Consider the following 16397-nt stretch of genomic DNA (forward strand, 5'->3'; position numbering starts at 1 on the left):
AGCGGGGCAGAGAAGGCTAGACGGCCTTCTCCGCCGGCAGCCACAGCTCGCCCGATGCGAGGTTCTGGTCCTGCTCGTCGTACTCCACGCTCAGCAGTTCGGGACCGTGCTTGTGCTGGTAGGCGGGGTTGGACGGGAACCACTCCGCACCGGCGTAGACCCAGATCCGCTGGATGGCCTCGGGGAAGGCGTACTTCTGGAAGGGGAAGACGACCCAGGTGCCCGCGGGCACCTCCAGGGCTTCCATCCCCTCGGGTGCCTCGGTCTCGGAGGTCGCGGCGGCCACGTAGTAGTCGACGTCGCTGCCCTCGCGGCGGTCGGGGTCGTGGGTGACGGTGACCGACACGCCGCCGCGCGGCTCCTGGTCGGACAGCTCCTCGATCCGCTCGTAGGCGGAGTCCGGGATGCCCTTGACGAACTCGACCATGGGTTCGTTGACCCCCTCGTGGACGAGCGGGACCCGGGCCTTGGGGCCGATGAGGTGGAACGCGTCCTTCTCGACGATCCGGTAGCGCATGGTGGTGTTCCCTTCGACGGTGAGGCGGAAGGCCAGCCGTGACTGGGAGTTGAGCGCGGCCCCCGACCCGCGGGCCTCGCCCGGACTGATCCCGTGCATGGCGCGAAAGGCCCGGCCGAAGGCCTCGGCGGACCCGTAGCCGTAGCGGACCGCGATGTCGAGCAGGGTGTCCCGGCCCTCGATCACCTCGGCCCCGGCCAGGGTGAGGCGGCGCCGACGCACGTACTCCGAGATCGACATCCCGGACAGCACCGAGAACATCCGTCGGAAGTGGTACTCGGAGGTGAGCGTGGTCCGCGCCATCGCGGCCACGTCCACCGGTGTGTCCAGGTCCCTCTCGACCCGTTCGAGCGCCTCGTTCAACCGGTCCAGCATCTGTGCCTCCCTTGTTCACCCCCCAAATTAGGGACGCTGGCCCCGCCCAGGCCCGACAGTTGGGGTGCGTCTTCGGTCAGGTCGGTGGCCCCGCGCGAAACGTGTTTCTGCCAGGGGAAGAACCGTCTGTCACCACCTCGTACTAGCGTGCCAGCCTTGAGGTCGCCCCCCTGTCTGGAAGGTCCCATGTCGCAGAGCTCAGCGCCCCAGGGCACGTCACCGTCCGAGCCCGGCGAGACCGGGCGTTCCCGCCGCGCACCCCTCGGCGCGCAGTTCCACAAGCTGTTGGGGGCGGTGGGGCTGGGCAACCTGGGCGACGGGATCGCGGTGGTGGCACTGCCCTGGTACGCCACCACCCTGACCGACGATCCCTTCCTGGTGGCAGTGGTCGGCGCGGCCACCCGCCTGCCGTGGCTGTTGTTCGCCCTGCTCGCGGGGGTGGTGGGGGACCGGGTCGACCGGAGGCGTCTGATGGTGGCGGCCGGGGGAGCCAAAGCGCTGCTACTGGTGGCGTTGACCGTCGTGGTCGTCCTGGGTGCGGGGTCGATCCCGCTGCTGGTCGCGGTGGCCCTGTTGGTGGGGGCCTGTGAGGTGTTCTTCGACAACACCGCGCAGTCGGTGGTGCCCGGCGTGGTGCGGCGCTCGCAGTTGGAACGGGCCAACGGCCGCCTCCAGGCCGTGGAACGGGTGCTCAACAGCTTCCTGGGCGCACCGCTGGCCGGGGCTCTGCTGGCCGTGTCCACCGCGTGGGCGTTCGGCGCGCAGGCCGCGCTCATCCTGCTGGCGGTGGTCTGTCTGCTCACCATGCGCGGGAACTTCCGCCCGGAGACGGACGGGGAACCGCACCCGCCGATCCTGACCATGCTGCGTGAGGGACTGGCGTGGCTGTGGCGGCACCCGGTGATGCGCCCGCTGGCGATCGTGTCCGGGCTGTCCAACATGGCCGTGGCGTTCACGGGGGCGGTGCTGGTGCTCTTCGCCCAGGACGTACTGGGGGTGGGACCGCAGGGGTACGGGCTGCTGATGACCGTCACCGCGGCGGGCGCGGTCCTGGGAGCGCTGGTGGTGCCCTCCTTCTCCGGGCGGGTGCACCCCTCCACCGCCATGGGCGTGATCCTGGCGGTGCTGGGCTCGACCGCGCTTGTCGTGGGACTGTTGCACAGCATCCCGGCGTTCGTGGTCTGCTGCTTCATCAACGGATTCATCATCACGTGGTGGAACATCACCCTGATCTCGCTGTTCCAGCGCCTGACCCCCGACCGGCTGCGTTCCCGGGCCTTCAGCGCCCACCGGACCCTGTCGTGGGGGCTGCTGTCCGTGGGTATGGGCCTGGGCGGAGCCCTGGCGGCCGTGATGGAGGGACCGCTGGGACGTGAGTGGGCGCTGGCCTCCCCCTTCATCGCAGCGGGGGTGATCGGTCTGGCCCTGGCGGCCGCTCCGGCCCTGGTCCTCACCCCGCGGGTGATCGACCGGGCGCTGGCCGACGCCGAACCCGAGTCCACGCCCGGGACCGGCCTGGAGCCCGGTCCGGAGAACAGCCAAGGGTCCGCGCCCCGGCAAGGCTGACCCCGGCTCCGCCCCCCGAAAAACGGGTGATCGGGAAAAACCTGGAAATCTTCGGGCAACATCCGTGTCTGGTTCGACGTGGCGCTCTTCCCATGAGCACGATGGCCCCTCAGGATGGCCCGCAGGCCGACCCCGAGAAGGAGGTGGGCGGGGCGGGGGTACACGCGCCCCGCAGACTATGGACCTTGGTTTTCTGCGACCTCTGTACGAAAGCGACGGCCCGGTGGCATCGGTGCACCTGGACACCAGCCGCGACACCACGGACGCCGACAAGAAGATCGAACTGCGCTGGCGGCACCTGCGCGAGGAGCTGGCCGCGCTCGGAACCGACGAGGCCACCCTGGACGTGCTGGAGGAGGCCGTCGGCCAAGGCGCCTCTCGCGCCTACGGTGACCACGGTCAGGCGCTCTACGCTTCCGGGGGGCGGCTCCTCGGAGCGCACACGCTGACCGAGCCGCCCTCGCAGGACCGGGCCTCGTTCCTACCGGTCCCGGACACCCTCCCCTTGGCCATCGACCGCGGTCGCCGTCTTCCCTACGTGCTCGTGGCCCTGGACCGGATCCACGCCAAGGTGTTCGCCTACACCGCCCAGCCCACGCACAAACCAGTCATGGAAATGGAGAACGAGGGCTACGACCTTCAGGACATCGAGACACAGGGACGGCTCTACCCCGCCCAGCGCGGTGACGCCGGAGGCCGGCGCGCAGACACCAACATGGCCCAGGAGCTGTGGAAGGAGAACACCGCCCAGGTCGCCGAGATGGTGCGCGAGGCCGTGCGCAAGGTCGACGCCAAGGCGATCATCGTCGGTGGTGACAACGAGGCCATCGCCTACCTGCGCGACAACCTCGGCCCGCGCCAGCTCACCATCCCGATCAAGGTGGTCGCGGGCGGACGCGGCGGGACCGACGCCGAGGAACGCCTGCACGAGACCGCCGAGGAGTGCCTGCACGAGATGATCCGGGAGGAGCGCGACCAGGTCTTCTCCGACTACCAGCGCAAACTCGCCCACGACCAGGCGGTGAAGGGCACCACCTCCATCCTGCCGATGCTGTCCGAGGCCCGGGTGGACACGCTCCTGCTGGGCGCCGACCGCGTGAACGAGCCCGAGCTGTGGGGTTCGTACTACTCACCGGTCCTGGTGGACACCTCGCCCAAGGGGTTGGACGACCCGGACGCCGGGTTCAAGGCTCCGGCCAGCGCTCTGATGCTGCGGGCCGCGGTGATGTCGGACGCCGGTTTCACGGAGCTGCCCCAGACCGAGCAGAGCGTGGACCCGGACGCCGACGGCGGCACCACCGACGCCGGTGCGACGCTGCGCTTTCCCAAGTAGTGGAACCCGGGCGGTAGCGCCCGGGTAGGTGCATGAGCCGGTGCCCCGCTCCCGTCCGTGGGGGAGCGGGGCACCTTCGCGTGCGCTACCTCTCAGGGCGGTACATCTAGGCGTTGGCGTACACGCCCAGTTCGTTCCCACTGGGGTCGGCGAAGTGGAAGCGCCGCCCGCCGGGGAAGGCGTAGGGGGCCTTCAGGATCCGGCCGCCGGCGCCCGCCACCGCCTCGACCGTGCGGTCCAGGTCCTCGGAGAAGAGCAGCACGAGGGGCCCGCCGCCGCGGACCTCACCGTCCGGGTTGAGTCCACCCACCTCGGACTCGCCGTCGGGCGAACGGATCCCCGCGTACATGGGCCCGTAGTCGTTGAACCGCCACCCGAAGGCCTCGGTGTAGAACCTCTTGGCCTCCTCCAGGTCGGTGACCGAGAGCTCGACGTAGTCGATGCTGTGGTGTGTGTGCTGCGCTGCATCGCTCATGCCGGGCATTGTCCCCGAGGGGGACGACAGAACGGGGACGACGAGCCGCAGCGGCCCCAGGCTGCCCCTCCGGCCAGCCCCGTTTCGGCGGGCCGACCCGTGATGACCGGGCCCCCGGATTCGACGACCGTGCCCTTTCACACCCCCTGGTCCCGTCGCTGCGCCAGCGCGCGCAGACCGCGGTGAGCCGGGTGAACCAGCTGAGCGGGTGGGCGCTGACAGGGGCGGCGGCCCCTTCCGGTAAGAAGACGGGGACGCGCATGAGCACCGGGACGCCGGAGCGGCAGGCAGGGGAGAGGACCGTGGCCAAAGGAAACGAGGTACGGCTCCGAGGGAGTCGGACCCTGGCGCACGTGGGGCTGCGCGGCCGTGAGTTTCTCGGCCTGTGGGCGGGGCTGTACGTCAGCGCGCTGACCCTGGTGTGGACGGTGGCCTCGGTCCTGGTCCTGTCGGTCGGCATGGTCCGGCCGTCGCTGCGGCCGCACGCGCGGCGCAGGGTGGGCGCGTGGGTGTTGTGGCTGTGCGACCGGGACCTGAACCGACTCGCCCGTTGGCTGGGGGCCACCATCACCCCGGAGGCGGGTACCCGGACCCGGACGGCCTACCTGCTTGCGCGCCTAGCGGTCAGTCTGGGCTCCGTCTGTCTCATCTTGGTGATCGTGCCGGTGCCCTTCCTCCTGGTCTACGGTGCGGTGGCCCAGGCCGTCACGGATACCGCCACCCAGGTGTCCGTGGACTGGCCCGGCGTGGGGGTGACCACCTCCAGCATCCCCCTGGGCCTCACCGCGGCCCTGGTGATGTCGGTGCTCACCTGGTGGGTGGTGATGTTCCTGGGCGGCATGGACAGGTGGCTGGCGCGCACGATGCTCGGTCCCACCGACGAGGACCTGATGCGGCGGCGTATCGAGGAGCTCACCCAGACCCGGAGCGGGATCGTGCGGGCCGTGGACGAGGAGCGGCGCCGGATCGAGCGCGACCTGCACGACGGGGTCCAGCAGCGGGTGGTGGCGCTGGCGATGCTGTTGGGGCGGGCCCAGCGCGGCAGTGACGCCGAGCGCTCCGAGCACCTGGTGCGCCAGGCCCACACCGAGTCCCGGGTTCTGCTGGAGGAGCTGCACGAGGTGGCCTGGCGGATCTACCCGACGGCCCTGGACACCCTGGGGCTTCAGGCGGCGCTGACCGAGGCGGCCGAGCGCGGCCCCCTCCCGGTCCGGGTCCGCTTCGATCTGGCCGAACCCCTGCCGCGGGAGCTGGCCACCGCCGTGTACTTCGTGGCGCGCGAGGCGATGACCAACGCCGCCAAGCACTCCGGGGCCCGCGAGGTGATCGTGGATCTGCGGGTCCAGGACGCCCGGGTGCGGCTGACCGTCTCCGACGACGGCCGGGGCGGGGCCGACCCCGGGGGTAGTGGCCTGACCGGGCTGGCTCGGCGGGTCCAGGCGCTGGACGGCACCCTGGAGGTGCACAGCCCGCCCCGGGGACCCACGACCGTGCGCGCCGTGCTCCCGCTTGACCGATAATCGACCTTTCTCCTTCTCGTCTGCCACTCTTCTCGAACTCCACGGATACGGAGCCCGCATGCGCCTGGTGATCGCCGACGACTCGGTCCTGCTCCGGGAGGGCCTGATCCGGCTGTTGGAGGAGGAGGGGCACGAGGTTGTGGCGACGGCCGGGGACGGCGAGGGCCTGCTGGACGCGGTCGCCGAGCACGAGCCCGACGCGGCGGTGGTGGACGTGCGGATGCCGCCCACCCACACCGACGAGGGCCTGCGCGCGGCGCTGCGCATCCGTGCCGAGCGGCCGCAGGTGGCGGTCCTGGTGCTCTCGCAGTACGTGGAACAGCGGTACGCGGCCGAGCTGCTCACCGGCGCCCCGGAGCGGGTGGGCTACCTGCTCAAGGACCGGGTGGCGCAGGTGGGCGAGTTCCTGGAGGCCCTGGACCGGGTGGCGGCCGGGGGAGCGGCCTTCGACCCGGAGGTGGTCCGCCAGCTGCTCGCCCGGACCACCCGGACCGATCCGCTCGCCCGACTGACCCCGCGTGAGCGCGACGTGCTGGAGAACATGGCGCAGGGGCTGAGCAACACGGCCATCGCCGAGCGGCTCTTCGTGTCCCTGAGCGCGGTCGAGAAGCACATCAACGCCATCTTCGACAAACTGGACCTGGCCCGCACCCCCGAATACAGCCGCCGGGTGCTGGCGGTGCTGCGCTTCCTGGGTTCCTGAGATTCCCGGCCCGGTCAGGTGGCGGCGCGGGTGAAGGCGTCGGTGACCACGTTCTGCTCCAGCAGGCTCCGGGTCTCGCGCAGAGCGGCCAGGGTCTGCTCGGCCAGCGCGTCGCTGTAGCGGGACACGGGGATGGAGCAGCTCAGGGCGTCGGTGGCCGGCCGGTCGTAGCGCAGTGACACGGCCAGGCAGCGCACGCCCTCGACGTTCTCGCCGTCGTCGGTGGCATAACCCCGATCACGGACCGCGGACAGTTCGGCGAGGAGCTCCCCGCGGTCGGTGACGGTGCGGTCGGTCAGGGCCACCAGCTCGGCGGGCAGCAGGGCGTCCGCCTGCGCGTCGGTGCGCTCGGCCAGCAGGGCCTTGCCCAGGGCGGTGGCGTGCGCGGGCAGGTGCCTGCCCACCCTGCTGTGCGGGCGCAGGTAGTGCCGGGACTCGCGAGTGGCGAGGTAGACCACGTCGGCGCCGTCCAGGCGGGCGAAGTGCAGGGTCTCCCCGGTGCGTTCGGAGAGTGCGTCCAGGTGGGGGCGCACCTGGGCGGTGCGGGTGTCGGCGTCGATATAGCCGGTACCGGTCAGCAGTGCGCGGATGCCCAGTGTGTAGAGGGTTCCGGTGGCGTCGGTGCGTACCCAGCCGCGCTGGACCAGGGTCTGGAGCAACGCGTACAGGCTGCTGCGCGGCACGCCCATGCGCTCGGACAGGACCCGGAGCGAAGCGGCCTGGCCCAGCCCGCTCAGCAGTTCGAGCAGCTCCACGGTGCGGGCGGCCGACTTGACCTCGCGCACGCCCTCCTTCTCGCCGTTCACGCCTGTTCCCACGCTGGCACCCGCGCCTTCCGTCTGTCGCCCCGTCGTGGGCCGGATTCTAGCCGCGTCCACCCGGGTGTTCTCCGTTCGGGTGTTGACGCCCGCCCACCACGATCGTAGCCTCTGTTTGTATATGAGAATCCTGTCTACATAGGGAGACAATATGAGGCCCCCCATCGAACGCCCCGCAGACATCACCGCGACGGTCGACCGCCTGGCCCAGGGCATGGACCGCTCGGTCCTCGCCTTCCCCCTGACCCCCTTCGACCAGAACGGGGCGGTGGACCTGAAGGCCTTCGAGGCCCACCTGGAGCACCAGCTGGCCGCCTCCCCCGGAGCACTCTTCGTCGCCTGCGGCACCGGCGAGTACTTCTCCCTGGACCTGGACGAACTCGAGGCCCTGGTCGCCGTCGCCGTCCGGGTGGCCGACGGCAGGGTCCCGGTCGTGGCCGGTGCGGGCCACGGCACCGCACTCGCCTCGGCCTCCGTCCGTGCGGCCGAACGGGCCGGAGCGGACGCGATCCTGCTGCTGCCCCCGTATCTGGTCAACGGTCCCCAGCCCGGTCTGGTCGAACACACCCGCCGCGTGTGCGCGGCCACCCGACTGCCGGTCATCGCCTACCAGCGATCCCAGGTCTCCTTCACCCCCGAGAGCCTCACCGAACTCTCCGTCATCCCCAACCTGGTCGGTGTCAAGGACGGACACGCCGACCTGGACCAGATGCAGCGCCTGGTCCTGGCCGCCCCCGCCGGGTTCCTCTTCTTCAACGGTGTTCCCACCGCCGAGCTCCAGGCGCGCTCCTACTCCGCGATCGGCGTCGAGGCCTACTCCTCCGCGATCCACGCGGTGGCCCCGGAGATCTCCCACACCTTCCACTCCGCCCTCGGCCGCGGTGACGACACCCTGGTGGACCGCCTGCTCAACGAGTTCTTCGTGCCCTGGGTGCAGCTGCGCGACCGCGGGGTCGGCTACGCGGTCTCCCTGGTCAAGGCCGCCACCCAGGCCCGGGCCGGCGAACTCGGCTACGAGGTGGGTCCGGTGCGCCCGCCCTTGGCCCAGCCCGCCCCCGAGCACCAGGCCGAGGCCAACGAACTCATCGCAAGAGGACTCGACCTGGTGCGCTGAACCGACCCACCCTGCTCTGACCCCGCCCGCCCCCCAAACGGCCACACAGCACAGCACCCCCAACCGCTCAGGAGACACACCGCCATGACCGACGTCGTCAGTACCGACCCGCGCACCGGGGCCGCCGTGGCCGCGGTCGCCACCGAGACCGGGCAGGAGGGGGTCGATGCCGCGTGCAGCGCCGCGGCCGGGGCAGCCCGCCCCCTCGCCGAACTGGACCGGCTCGCCCGAGCCGACCTGCTGCGCTCCCTCGCCCGCGCCCTGGAGGAGGACCGCGCGGAGCTGGTCGCCCTGGCCGACCGGGAGAGCGCCCTGGGCACCGCACGCCTGAACAACGAGCTCAACCGCACCGTCCACCAGTTCAACCTGTTCGCGGACGCGGTCCAGGAGGGCGGCTACCTGGAGGCCGTGGTGGACCGGCCCGCCGACACCCCGGCCGGTCCCCGACCCGACCTGCGCCGCATGCTGGTCCCGCTGGGCCCGGTGGCGGTGTTCGGCGCCAGCAACTTCCCGCTCGCCTTCTCCGTCCCCGGTGGCGACACCGCCTCCGCGCTGGCCGCGGGCTGCCCGGTGGTGGTCAAGGCCCACCCCGCCCACCCGGCCACCTCGGTGCGGGCCTTCGAGGTGCTCTCCAACGCCGCGCGCGCGGCGGGTGCACCCGAGGGCACGCTCGGCCTGGTGCACGGCGTGGACGCCGGGGCCGCCCTGGTGCGCCACCCCGAGATCCGCGCGGCCGCCTTCACCGGCTCCACCCGGGGCGGGCGCGCGTTGTTCGACCTGGCCAGTGCCCGCCCGGACCCGATCCCCTTCTACGGGGAGCTGGGAAGCCTCAACCCGCTGGTGGTCACCCCGGGCGCGGCCCGGAAGCGGAGTGCGGAGATCGCGCAGGGGCTCGTGGGCTCCTTCACCCTGGGCGGCGGTCAGTTCTGCACCAAGCCCGGTGTGGTCCTGGTGCCCGGCGATTCCGAAGGCCGCGCGCTCGTGGACGGCATGGCCGAACTGGTCACCGGGGCCGAGGCTCCGGTCCTGCTGACCGAGGGGGTGCGCCACGCCTACGAGCGGGGTTCGGGGGAGCGGCGGGAGGAGACCGTGCCCGGCGCCCACCTGGTGGCGGAGGGGATCGCGGCCAAGGGCGGTTGGGCGGCTCCGGTCCGGCTGCTGTCCGTCGAGGCCGCCGAACTCGACCCGGCCGCGGTGGAGGAGTGCTTCGGCCCGGTCACCCTGGTGGTGTTCTACGACGGACCCGAGCAGCTGGGGTCGGTGCTGCGGGATCTGCCCCCGTCCCTGGCGGCGTCGGTGTTCGCCGAGCCCGACGAACTGGACCTGCGCGCCGAGCTCCAGAGCGAGCTTGCGCACCGCACCGGGCGGATCGTGCACGACGGCTACCCCACGGGGGTCGCGGTCACCGCCGCGATGCAGCACGGCGGCCCCTGGCCGTCCACCACCAACGCCCTGCACACCTCGGTGGGCACCACCGCGATCCGCCGCTTCCTGCGCCCGATGGCCTGGCAGAACGCGCCCCAGGAGGTCCTGCCCGACGAGTTGCGTGACCAGCCCGTCAATCCGGTCCCCCGCCAGGAGAACACGTAGCCGTCACGGACACCGCATACGCGAGGCGCCCCCGTCCGAGCTGTACGGGGGCGCCTCGCGGTGACGCGGAGAACCAGGGTTTACCGCTTGGCGGCCCTAGCCCTGGTCGGCGACGAGCTTCTCGGCGCCGACCAGCCGCACGCACACGGCCAGACCCTCGATGGCCTCCTCCAGAGCGTCCAGCTCGGGGAAGGAGGGCGCGATGCGGATGGTGCGGTCCTGGGGGTCCTCACCGTGGGGGTGGGTGGCACCGGCGGGTGTGAGCGCGATCCCGGCCTCGGCCGCCCGGCGCACCACCTCGCGGGCGCAGCCGTCCAGGACGTCCAGGCGCACGAAGTAGCCGCCCTTGGGGGTGGACCAGGTCGCCAGGCCGGTGCCCGCCAGCTGCTTGCTGAGGATGCGCTCCACCGCCTCGAACTTGGGCTGGAGCAGCTCGCGGTGGCCGCGCATGTGAGCGCGCACGCCCTCGGCGTCCTTGAGGAAGAGCGCGTGGCGCAGCTGGTTGATCTTGTCCGGGCCGATGGAGCGGGCCCCGGCGCGCTCCAGGTACCAGCGCACGTTGGCGGGGGAGGAGCCCAGGAAGGCCACGCCCGCACCGGCGAAGGTCACCTTGGAGGTCGAACCGAAGACGAAGGCGCGGTCGGTGTTGCCGCTCTCGGCGCAGGCCGCCAGGAGGTCGGCGATCTCCACCTCCTCGTCGGTCAGGTGGTGCACCGCGTAGGCGTTGTCCCAGAAGATCCGGAAGTCCGGGGCGGCGGTCTCCATGGCGGCCAGACGCTGGACGGTCTCGTCGGAGTAGCTGACGCCGTCGGGGTTGCTGTACTTGGGCACGCACCAGATGCCCTTGATGCCCGCGTCGGAGCCCACCAGGCGCTCGACCACGTCCATGTCGGGACCCTGGTCGGTCATCGGCACGGGGATCATCTCGATGCCGAAGCGCTCGCACAGCGTGAAGTGCCGGTCGTAGCCGGGGGCCGGGCACAGGAAGGCCACGCGCTCGGCGTCGACCCAGCGGCCGTCCGACCCGGGCAGGGTGCCCAGGAAGGCGTTGGCCAGGCAGTCGTGCATGAGCTCCAGGCTGGCGTTGCCCGCCGCGATCAGCTGCTCGACCGGGACCTGGAGGAGGTCGGAGAAGATCTCCCGCAGTTCCCGGAGACCCTGGGGCGCGCCCGCGTAGTTGCGGCAGTCCGTGCCGTCGGCCGCGGCGTGGCGGTCACCGGGCAGGCTGAGCAGGTCGGCGGACAGGTCGAGCTGGCGCGCGGAGGGCTTGCCCCGGGTCAGGTTCAGGGAGAGTCCGCGCTCGACCAGGGCGGCGTGGTCGCGTCGCGCCGCCGCCAGGATCTCGGCCGGTGTCTCTGCGTTGCTAGGGGTGGTCACGGGTTCTTCCTTCCGATGGGACGTCCCCGCCGCGCCGCTGGCTGTGGGGCCGGGTACGCGGGGACCTGCGCGCTTTCGCGTTCGGATTGTCCCAGACGGGGCGCCGGAAGGCGGACACAGGTCGGGGCCCGCTTCCGCGAGCCCCCGACCAGAGGTGTTCATCGTGTCCGAAGACCGGCTGTTTTCATCTGAGGGGGAGCGCTTTCAGCGCACCCCCACCGTCGCTCAGGAACTGCCCGTGGCCTCGCTGACGTTCTTGATGAACTGCTCCGCGGCCTCCTCGGGGGTCAGGTCGCCGAAGCCGAGCTCGTCGGAGGTCCGCTTGGTGATCTCCACGACCTCGCCGGCACCGATCGGCGGCGGCGGGTTGCCGTCGACGATGTCTCCGGTGATCTCCTCCAGGAACGCCGCGCTGCGCTCGTCCGCGGGCGGAAGGTCTCCCAGGATGTGCTCGCGCATGTCCACGTTGGCCGGAAGCCCCAGGTCCGACAGGGTCAGCTCGGCGGCCTCCTCGCTGTTGAGCATGAAGTCCACGAACCTGGCCGCCTCCTCCGGGTGGTCCGAACCGGCGGAGACCGCGTAGAACATCGCGGGCTTGAGGTACATCCCGGTGCGCTCGTGCTCGGTCTCGCCCGGGTAGCGCAGCAGCTCGATGTCACGCCCTGCGGACCCGCTGATCCCGCCCAGCTGGTTGGTCCAGAAGTGGGCCATCGCTCCCTGGTTGGTGGACAGCACCGACTGGTCGGGGCCGCCGGCCTCGATCTCCACGCTCTCCGAGGCGCTGGGTTGTCCGCCCCCGTCCAACAGGTCGCTGGTGATCTGGAACCAGGAGGCCAGGGTCTCCTCGGAGAAGGCCAGGGTGCCGTCCTCGGCGTAGAGGTTCTCCCCGTGCTGACGGGCGAAGATCTGGAAGCCCGACTCGTTGTAGGCCATGCTCTGCACACCGACGATCTCTCCGTCGGTGGCCTGGGAGATCTCGTTCGCGATCTCGACGTAGTCGTCCCAGGTCCAGGTCGTGTCGTCGGGCATCTCCACGCCCGCCTCCTCGAACGCCTGCGGGTCGGCCAGGACCGCGTAGGCGTTCACCCCGGTGGGGATACCGAAGGTCTGCCCCTCCAACTCACCGGTCTCGGCCACCAGGGGGTCGATGGCGGACAGGTCGAGGTGCTCACCGAACTCGCTGAGGTCGGCCAGGGCTCCGCGCTGTCCGTACTCGCGCAGGTACCGCTCCTCCTGCATGAGGATGTCCGGGGCGTCGTTGGCGGCGGTGCTGGTGGCCAGCCGGTCCCAGTACGATCCCCAGTCGGTGTAGTCCCCGACGATCCGGATGTCGGGGTTCTGGTCCTCGAAGACGTCGATGGCCTCCTGCATCGTGGCGTGGCGGTCGTCCGCACCCCACCAGGAGAAGCGCAGCTCCACGACGCCGTCGTCGGAGCCGGAGCCGCCGCAGGCGGTGGCGGCCATGACCAGGGCGAAGGCCGCTGCGGTCGTGGTGAGCAGTGGGCGGCGTCGGCGCCGTGCGAGCGCCCTGCCGGAGTGATGGTTCATGGGGGGATTTGCCTCTCTGCTGGGTGATACGGATGAATTCGAGGGCTCTGGCCAGGGCGGGGACGCCGGAGCCCCAAGGTCGTTGTAACGATTCAAAAGGGGGCGCGACGGTTCAGGAGCCGTTACCGATCGCGGCCTCCAGTTCTTCGATGAACTGCTCGGCGGCCTGTTCGGCGGTGAGGTTGCCGAAGGACAGTTCCTGGTAGACGCGCTCGTTGATGCTGACGATCTCGCCCGATCCGATCGGAGGGGGCGGGTTGCCGTCGACGATCTCGTCCTCGACCTCGGCCAGGAAGGCCGCCCCGCGTTCGTCCGCCGGAGGCAGATCGCCGGTGATGGCCTCACGCACCTCCAGGTTGGCGGGCAACCCCAGGTCGGACAGGACCACCTGAGCCGCCTCCGTGCTGTTGAGCATGAAGTCGACGAAGCGCGCGGCCTCTTCCGGGTGCTCCGACCCCGCGGAGACCGAGTAGTACATCGCGGGCTTGAAGTACATGCCGGTCCGCTGGTGTTCGGTCTCGCCGGGAAAGCGCAGCAGTTCGATGTCGCGACCGGCGGCCTCGGTGACAGCACCGAGCTGGTTGGTCCAGAAGTACGCCGTGGCACCGGTGTTGGTGGCCAGCACGGATTGATCGGGGCCGCCGGCCGCGATCTCCACGCCTTCGGCCGCGCTGGGCTGGCCGCCGTCCTCCAGGAGCCGTTCGGTGATGGCGTACCAGTCAGCCAGGGTCTGGGCGGAGAACGCCAGGTTTCCTTCCTCGTCGTAGAGGTTCTCGCCGTGCTGGCGGGCGAAGACGTGGAAGGCGTTCTCGTTGGTCATGCCCTGGGTTCCGACGATCTCCCCGCCGGTGGCCTCGCTGATCTCCACCGACGTCTCGATGTAGTCGTCCCAGGTCCAGGTCGTGTCGTCGGGCATCTCCACGCCCGCCTCCTCGAACGCCTGCGGGTCGGCCAGGATCGCGGAGACGTTCACCCCGGTGGCGATCCCGAAGGTCTGACCGTCCAGGTCGCCGTTCTCTGCCACGTTGGGGTCGATTCCGGACAGGTCCAGGACGCCGTTGAACTCGCTGAGGTCGGCCAGGACGCCGCGCTGGCCGTACTCACGCAGGTAGCTCTCGTCCTGCATGATGACGTCCGGGGCGTCGTTGGCGGCGGTGCTGGTGGCCAGCCGGTCCCAGTAGGAGGCCCAGTCGGTGTAGTCCCCGGCGATCCGGATGTCCGGGTTCTGGTCCTCGAAGAGGTCGATGGCCTCCTGGAGGGCGGCGTGCCGGGCATCCGATCCCCACCAGGAGAAGCGCAGCTCCACGACGCCGTCGTCGGAGCCGGAGCCGCCGCAGGCGGTGGCGGCCATGACCAGGGCGAAGGCCGCTGCGGTGGTGGTGAGCGGTGGGCGGCGTCGGCGCGGTGAGCGGGTGCCGCCGGGCGGGGAGTTCACGGGTGGACTTCCTTTCCTCTACTTGATGCCGGTGGTCGCGATGCCCTTGACCAGGTAGCGCTGACCAGCCAGGAAGAAACCGAACACGGGCCCCAGCGCCACGACGGACATGGCGAAGAGCGGTCCCCATGAGGTTTGGGAGCTGGAGTCGACGAAGGTTCTCAGGGCCACCGGCACCGTGTACATGTCCGGGCTGGTCAGGAAGATCAGCTGGCTGAAGAAGTCGTTCCAGGTCCAGATGAAGGTGAAGATCGCCGTGGTGGCCAGGGCCGGCATGGACAGCGGCAGGATGATCTGGCAGAAGATCCGCACGTGCCCGCAGCCGTCGATGCGCGCGGCCTCGTCCAGGTCGCGGGGGAGTCCTCGGATGAACTGCACCATCAGGAAGATGAAGAAGGCGTCCGTGGCCAGGAGCTTGGGCACGATCAACGGGTAGAAGGTGTTGATCCAGTCCAGCTGCGCGAACAGGATGTACTGCGGCACGATCACCACGTGGATGGGCAGCATGATCGTGGCGAGCATGATCGCGAAGAACAGCCGTTTGCCGCGGAACTCCAGCCGGGCGAAGGCGTAGGCGGCCATCGAGCACCCGATGAGGTTGCCGACGATGGCCCCGCCGACCACGATCGCCGAGTTCAGCAGGTAGCGGTGGAACGGGTGCTGTAGTGCGTTCCAGCCCTCCGTGTAGTTCTCGGGGGTGAAGCTCCAGGGGATCAGCCCGGGTTCGCGGAAGATCTCGGCCGTGGGCTTGAAGGAGCTGGAGAGCATCCACAGCAGCGGGTAGAGCATGATCAGGCCGAAGCCGATCAACCCCAGGTGGATGAGCAGTCGCCGTGTGCGTTCGGCCCTGGTGCGCTGTTGCTTGGGCGCGGGGGCCGCGGTCTTAGTCGCCATAGAAGACCCAGAACTTGGAGGCGAGGAAGTTCACCGCGGTGAACCCCCCGATGATCATCAGGAGCAGCCAGGCCATCGCGGAGGCGTAGCCCATGTCGAAGGCGCCGAAACCGCGTTGGTACAGGTAGAGGGTGTAGAAGAGGGTGGAGTCCGAGGGGCCTCCGGTGCCGCCGCTGACGATGAACGCCTGGGTGAAGGTCTGGAAGGCGTTGATGATCTGCAGCACGAGGTTGAAGAAGATGATCGGCGTCAGCATGGGGATCGTGATGTGCCAGAAGCGCCGCAGGGGGCTGGCCCCGTCGACCGCCGCCGCCTCGTAGTACATGGCCGGGATCTGCCGGAGCCCGGCCAGGAAGATGACCATCGGCGCACCGAAGGTCCACACGTTGAGGATCACCAGGGTGCCCAGCGCGTAGTCGGGGTGGGACACCCACCCCTCGCCTTGGATACCGAAGAAGGCCAGGACCTGGTTGATCAGGCCGTTGGCGCCGAAGACCTGGCGCCACAGGATGGCCACCGCGACGCTGCCGCCCAGCAGCGAGGGCAGGTAGTAGACCGAGCGGTACAGAGCCAGCCCTCGCAGGCCCCGGTCCAGGACCATCGCCAGGGCCAGTGCCATGGCGAGCTGGAGGGGCACGGAGACGAACACGTACACGAAGGTGACCTTCAGCGCGCTGTGCAGACGCGTGTCGGTCACCATCCGCTCGTAGTTCTCCAGGCCCACCCACTGGTGGTCACCGATGAGGTTGTAGTCGGTGAAGGAGAAGTAGAGGGAGGCCATGAGGGGGCCCGCGGTGATGAGGGCGAGGCCCAGGAACCACGGGCCGAGGAACCCCAGCGCGGCGAGGTTCTCGTACCTGCGGTTTCCCCCTCGGGAGGCCGCGGCCTTACGTCGGGTTCGCGGCGGCTTGGCGCCGGTGCCGGAATCATCGTCTGTTCCGGACGCGGTCTTGCCGTGGAGCAGAGTGGTCAAGGCGACCCACCTCCCTTCCGCACCGGGGTCTCGCGCGCACATCGCACGCTGGGGCCGGGGTTCATGTGGTGACCGCCAATCTGGTCGGAAAACGCGCTGTGGGGACCCACGCCGTGCACCTGTGGCTGAGAACACGGTCAGATTTCGCAGGCTGAGGCT

General features: G+C 70.4%; 14 protein-coding genes. 6 read left to right on the forward strand and 8 right to left on the reverse strand.

The annotated features are described in order from the left end of the window. Positions 1 to 16: 16 nt before the first annotated feature. Positions 17 to 892 (reverse strand): AraC family transcriptional regulator, encoded by an 876-nt coding sequence (locus NE857_RS16925; RefSeq protein ID WP_254416641.1) that lies wholly within the window; start codon positions 890 to 892, stop codon positions 17 to 19. 186 nt (positions 893 to 1078) lie between these two features. On the opposite strand from NE857_RS16925, the gene NE857_RS16930 reads away from it, so the two are divergent. Next, a complete protein-coding gene (locus NE857_RS16930; protein ID WP_254416642.1) occupies positions 1079 to 2458 on the forward strand; it encodes an MFS transporter in 1380 nt (459 codons plus the stop codon). 178 nt (positions 2459 to 2636) lie between these two features. After that, on the forward strand, positions 2637 to 3791 hold the full coding sequence (locus NE857_RS16935) for a baeRF2 domain-containing protein (protein WP_254416643.1): 1155 nt from the start codon (positions 2637 to 2639) through the stop codon (positions 3789 to 3791). A 106-nt stretch (positions 3792 to 3897) separates the two neighbouring features. On the opposite strand, the gene NE857_RS16940 is transcribed toward NE857_RS16935, so the two are convergent. Beyond that, complete coding sequence (locus tag NE857_RS16940; protein ID WP_254416644.1) at positions 3898 to 4266, reverse strand: VOC family protein; 369 nt, start codon at positions 4264 to 4266, stop codon at positions 3898 to 3900. A gap of 302 nt (positions 4267 to 4568) precedes the next feature. Between NE857_RS16940 and NE857_RS34260 the strand changes: the two genes are divergently transcribed. Then, the gene (locus NE857_RS34260; RefSeq protein ID WP_301184218.1) at positions 4569 to 5786 is read left to right on the forward strand and encodes a sensor histidine kinase; all 1218 of its coding nucleotides are present in this window, start codon (positions 4569 to 4571) and stop codon (positions 5784 to 5786) included. Positions 5787 to 5844: 58 nt separating this feature from the next. Next, the gene (locus NE857_RS16950; RefSeq protein ID WP_254416645.1) at positions 5845 to 6489 is read left to right on the forward strand and encodes a response regulator transcription factor; all 645 of its coding nucleotides are present in this window, start codon (positions 5845 to 5847) and stop codon (positions 6487 to 6489) included. A 14-nt stretch (positions 6490 to 6503) separates the two neighbouring features. Here NE857_RS16950 and NE857_RS16955 read toward each other — a convergent pair whose 3' ends face one another. Beyond that, positions 6504 to 7295, reverse strand: coding sequence for an IclR family transcriptional regulator (locus NE857_RS16955; protein ID WP_254416646.1), 792 nt, complete (start codon positions 7293 to 7295; stop codon positions 6504 to 6506). A gap of 163 nt (positions 7296 to 7458) precedes the next feature. On the opposite strand from NE857_RS16955, the gene NE857_RS16960 reads away from it, so the two are divergent. Further along, positions 7459 to 8421, forward strand: a complete 963-nt coding sequence (locus NE857_RS16960) for a 5-dehydro-4-deoxyglucarate dehydratase (protein WP_254416647.1) — start codon at positions 7459 to 7461, stop codon at positions 8419 to 8421. A gap of 84 nt (positions 8422 to 8505) precedes the next feature. Beyond that, positions 8506 to 10011 (forward strand): aldehyde dehydrogenase (NADP(+)), encoded by a 1506-nt coding sequence (locus NE857_RS16965; RefSeq protein ID WP_254416648.1) that lies wholly within the window; start codon positions 8506 to 8508, stop codon positions 10009 to 10011. 96 nt (positions 10012 to 10107) lie between these two features. Here the strand turns inward: NE857_RS16965 and NE857_RS16970 are convergent, their stop codons facing one another. From NE857_RS16970 to NE857_RS16990, 5 genes are all read right to left on the reverse strand, one after another. Next, on the reverse strand, positions 10108 to 11388 hold the full coding sequence (locus tag NE857_RS16970; RefSeq protein ID WP_254416649.1) for an aspartate aminotransferase type Ic: 1281 nt from the start codon (positions 11386 to 11388) through the stop codon (positions 10108 to 10110). 225 nt (positions 11389 to 11613) lie between these two features. Continuing rightward, positions 11614 to 12936 carry an ABC transporter substrate-binding protein gene (locus tag NE857_RS16975; RefSeq protein ID WP_254416650.1) on the reverse strand — a complete coding sequence of 441 codons (1323 nt, stop codon included), beginning with the start codon at positions 12934 to 12936 and terminating at the stop codon, positions 11614 to 11616. Positions 12937 to 13048: 112 nt separating this feature from the next. After that, complete coding sequence (locus tag NE857_RS16980; RefSeq protein WP_425572160.1) at positions 13049 to 14371, reverse strand: ABC transporter substrate-binding protein; 1323 nt, start codon at positions 14369 to 14371, stop codon at positions 13049 to 13051. Between the two features lie 18 nt (positions 14372 to 14389). Then, positions 14390 to 15265 carry a carbohydrate ABC transporter permease gene (locus tag NE857_RS16985; RefSeq protein ID WP_254416651.1) on the reverse strand — a complete coding sequence of 292 codons (876 nt, stop codon included), beginning with the start codon at positions 15263 to 15265 and terminating at the stop codon, positions 14390 to 14392. Further along, positions 15255 to 16238 carry a carbohydrate ABC transporter permease gene (locus tag NE857_RS16990; protein WP_254416652.1) on the reverse strand — a complete coding sequence of 328 codons (984 nt, stop codon included), beginning with the start codon at positions 16236 to 16238 and terminating at the stop codon, positions 15255 to 15257. The genes NE857_RS16985 and NE857_RS16990 overlap by 11 nt, the downstream gene beginning before the upstream one ends. Between the last annotated feature and the right edge of the window lie 159 nt (positions 16239 to 16397).

This window comes from Nocardiopsis exhalans (genome assembly GCF_024134545.1).
GTDB classification, from domain to species: Bacteria; Actinomycetota; Actinomycetes; order Streptosporangiales; family Streptosporangiaceae; genus Nocardiopsis; species Nocardiopsis exhalans.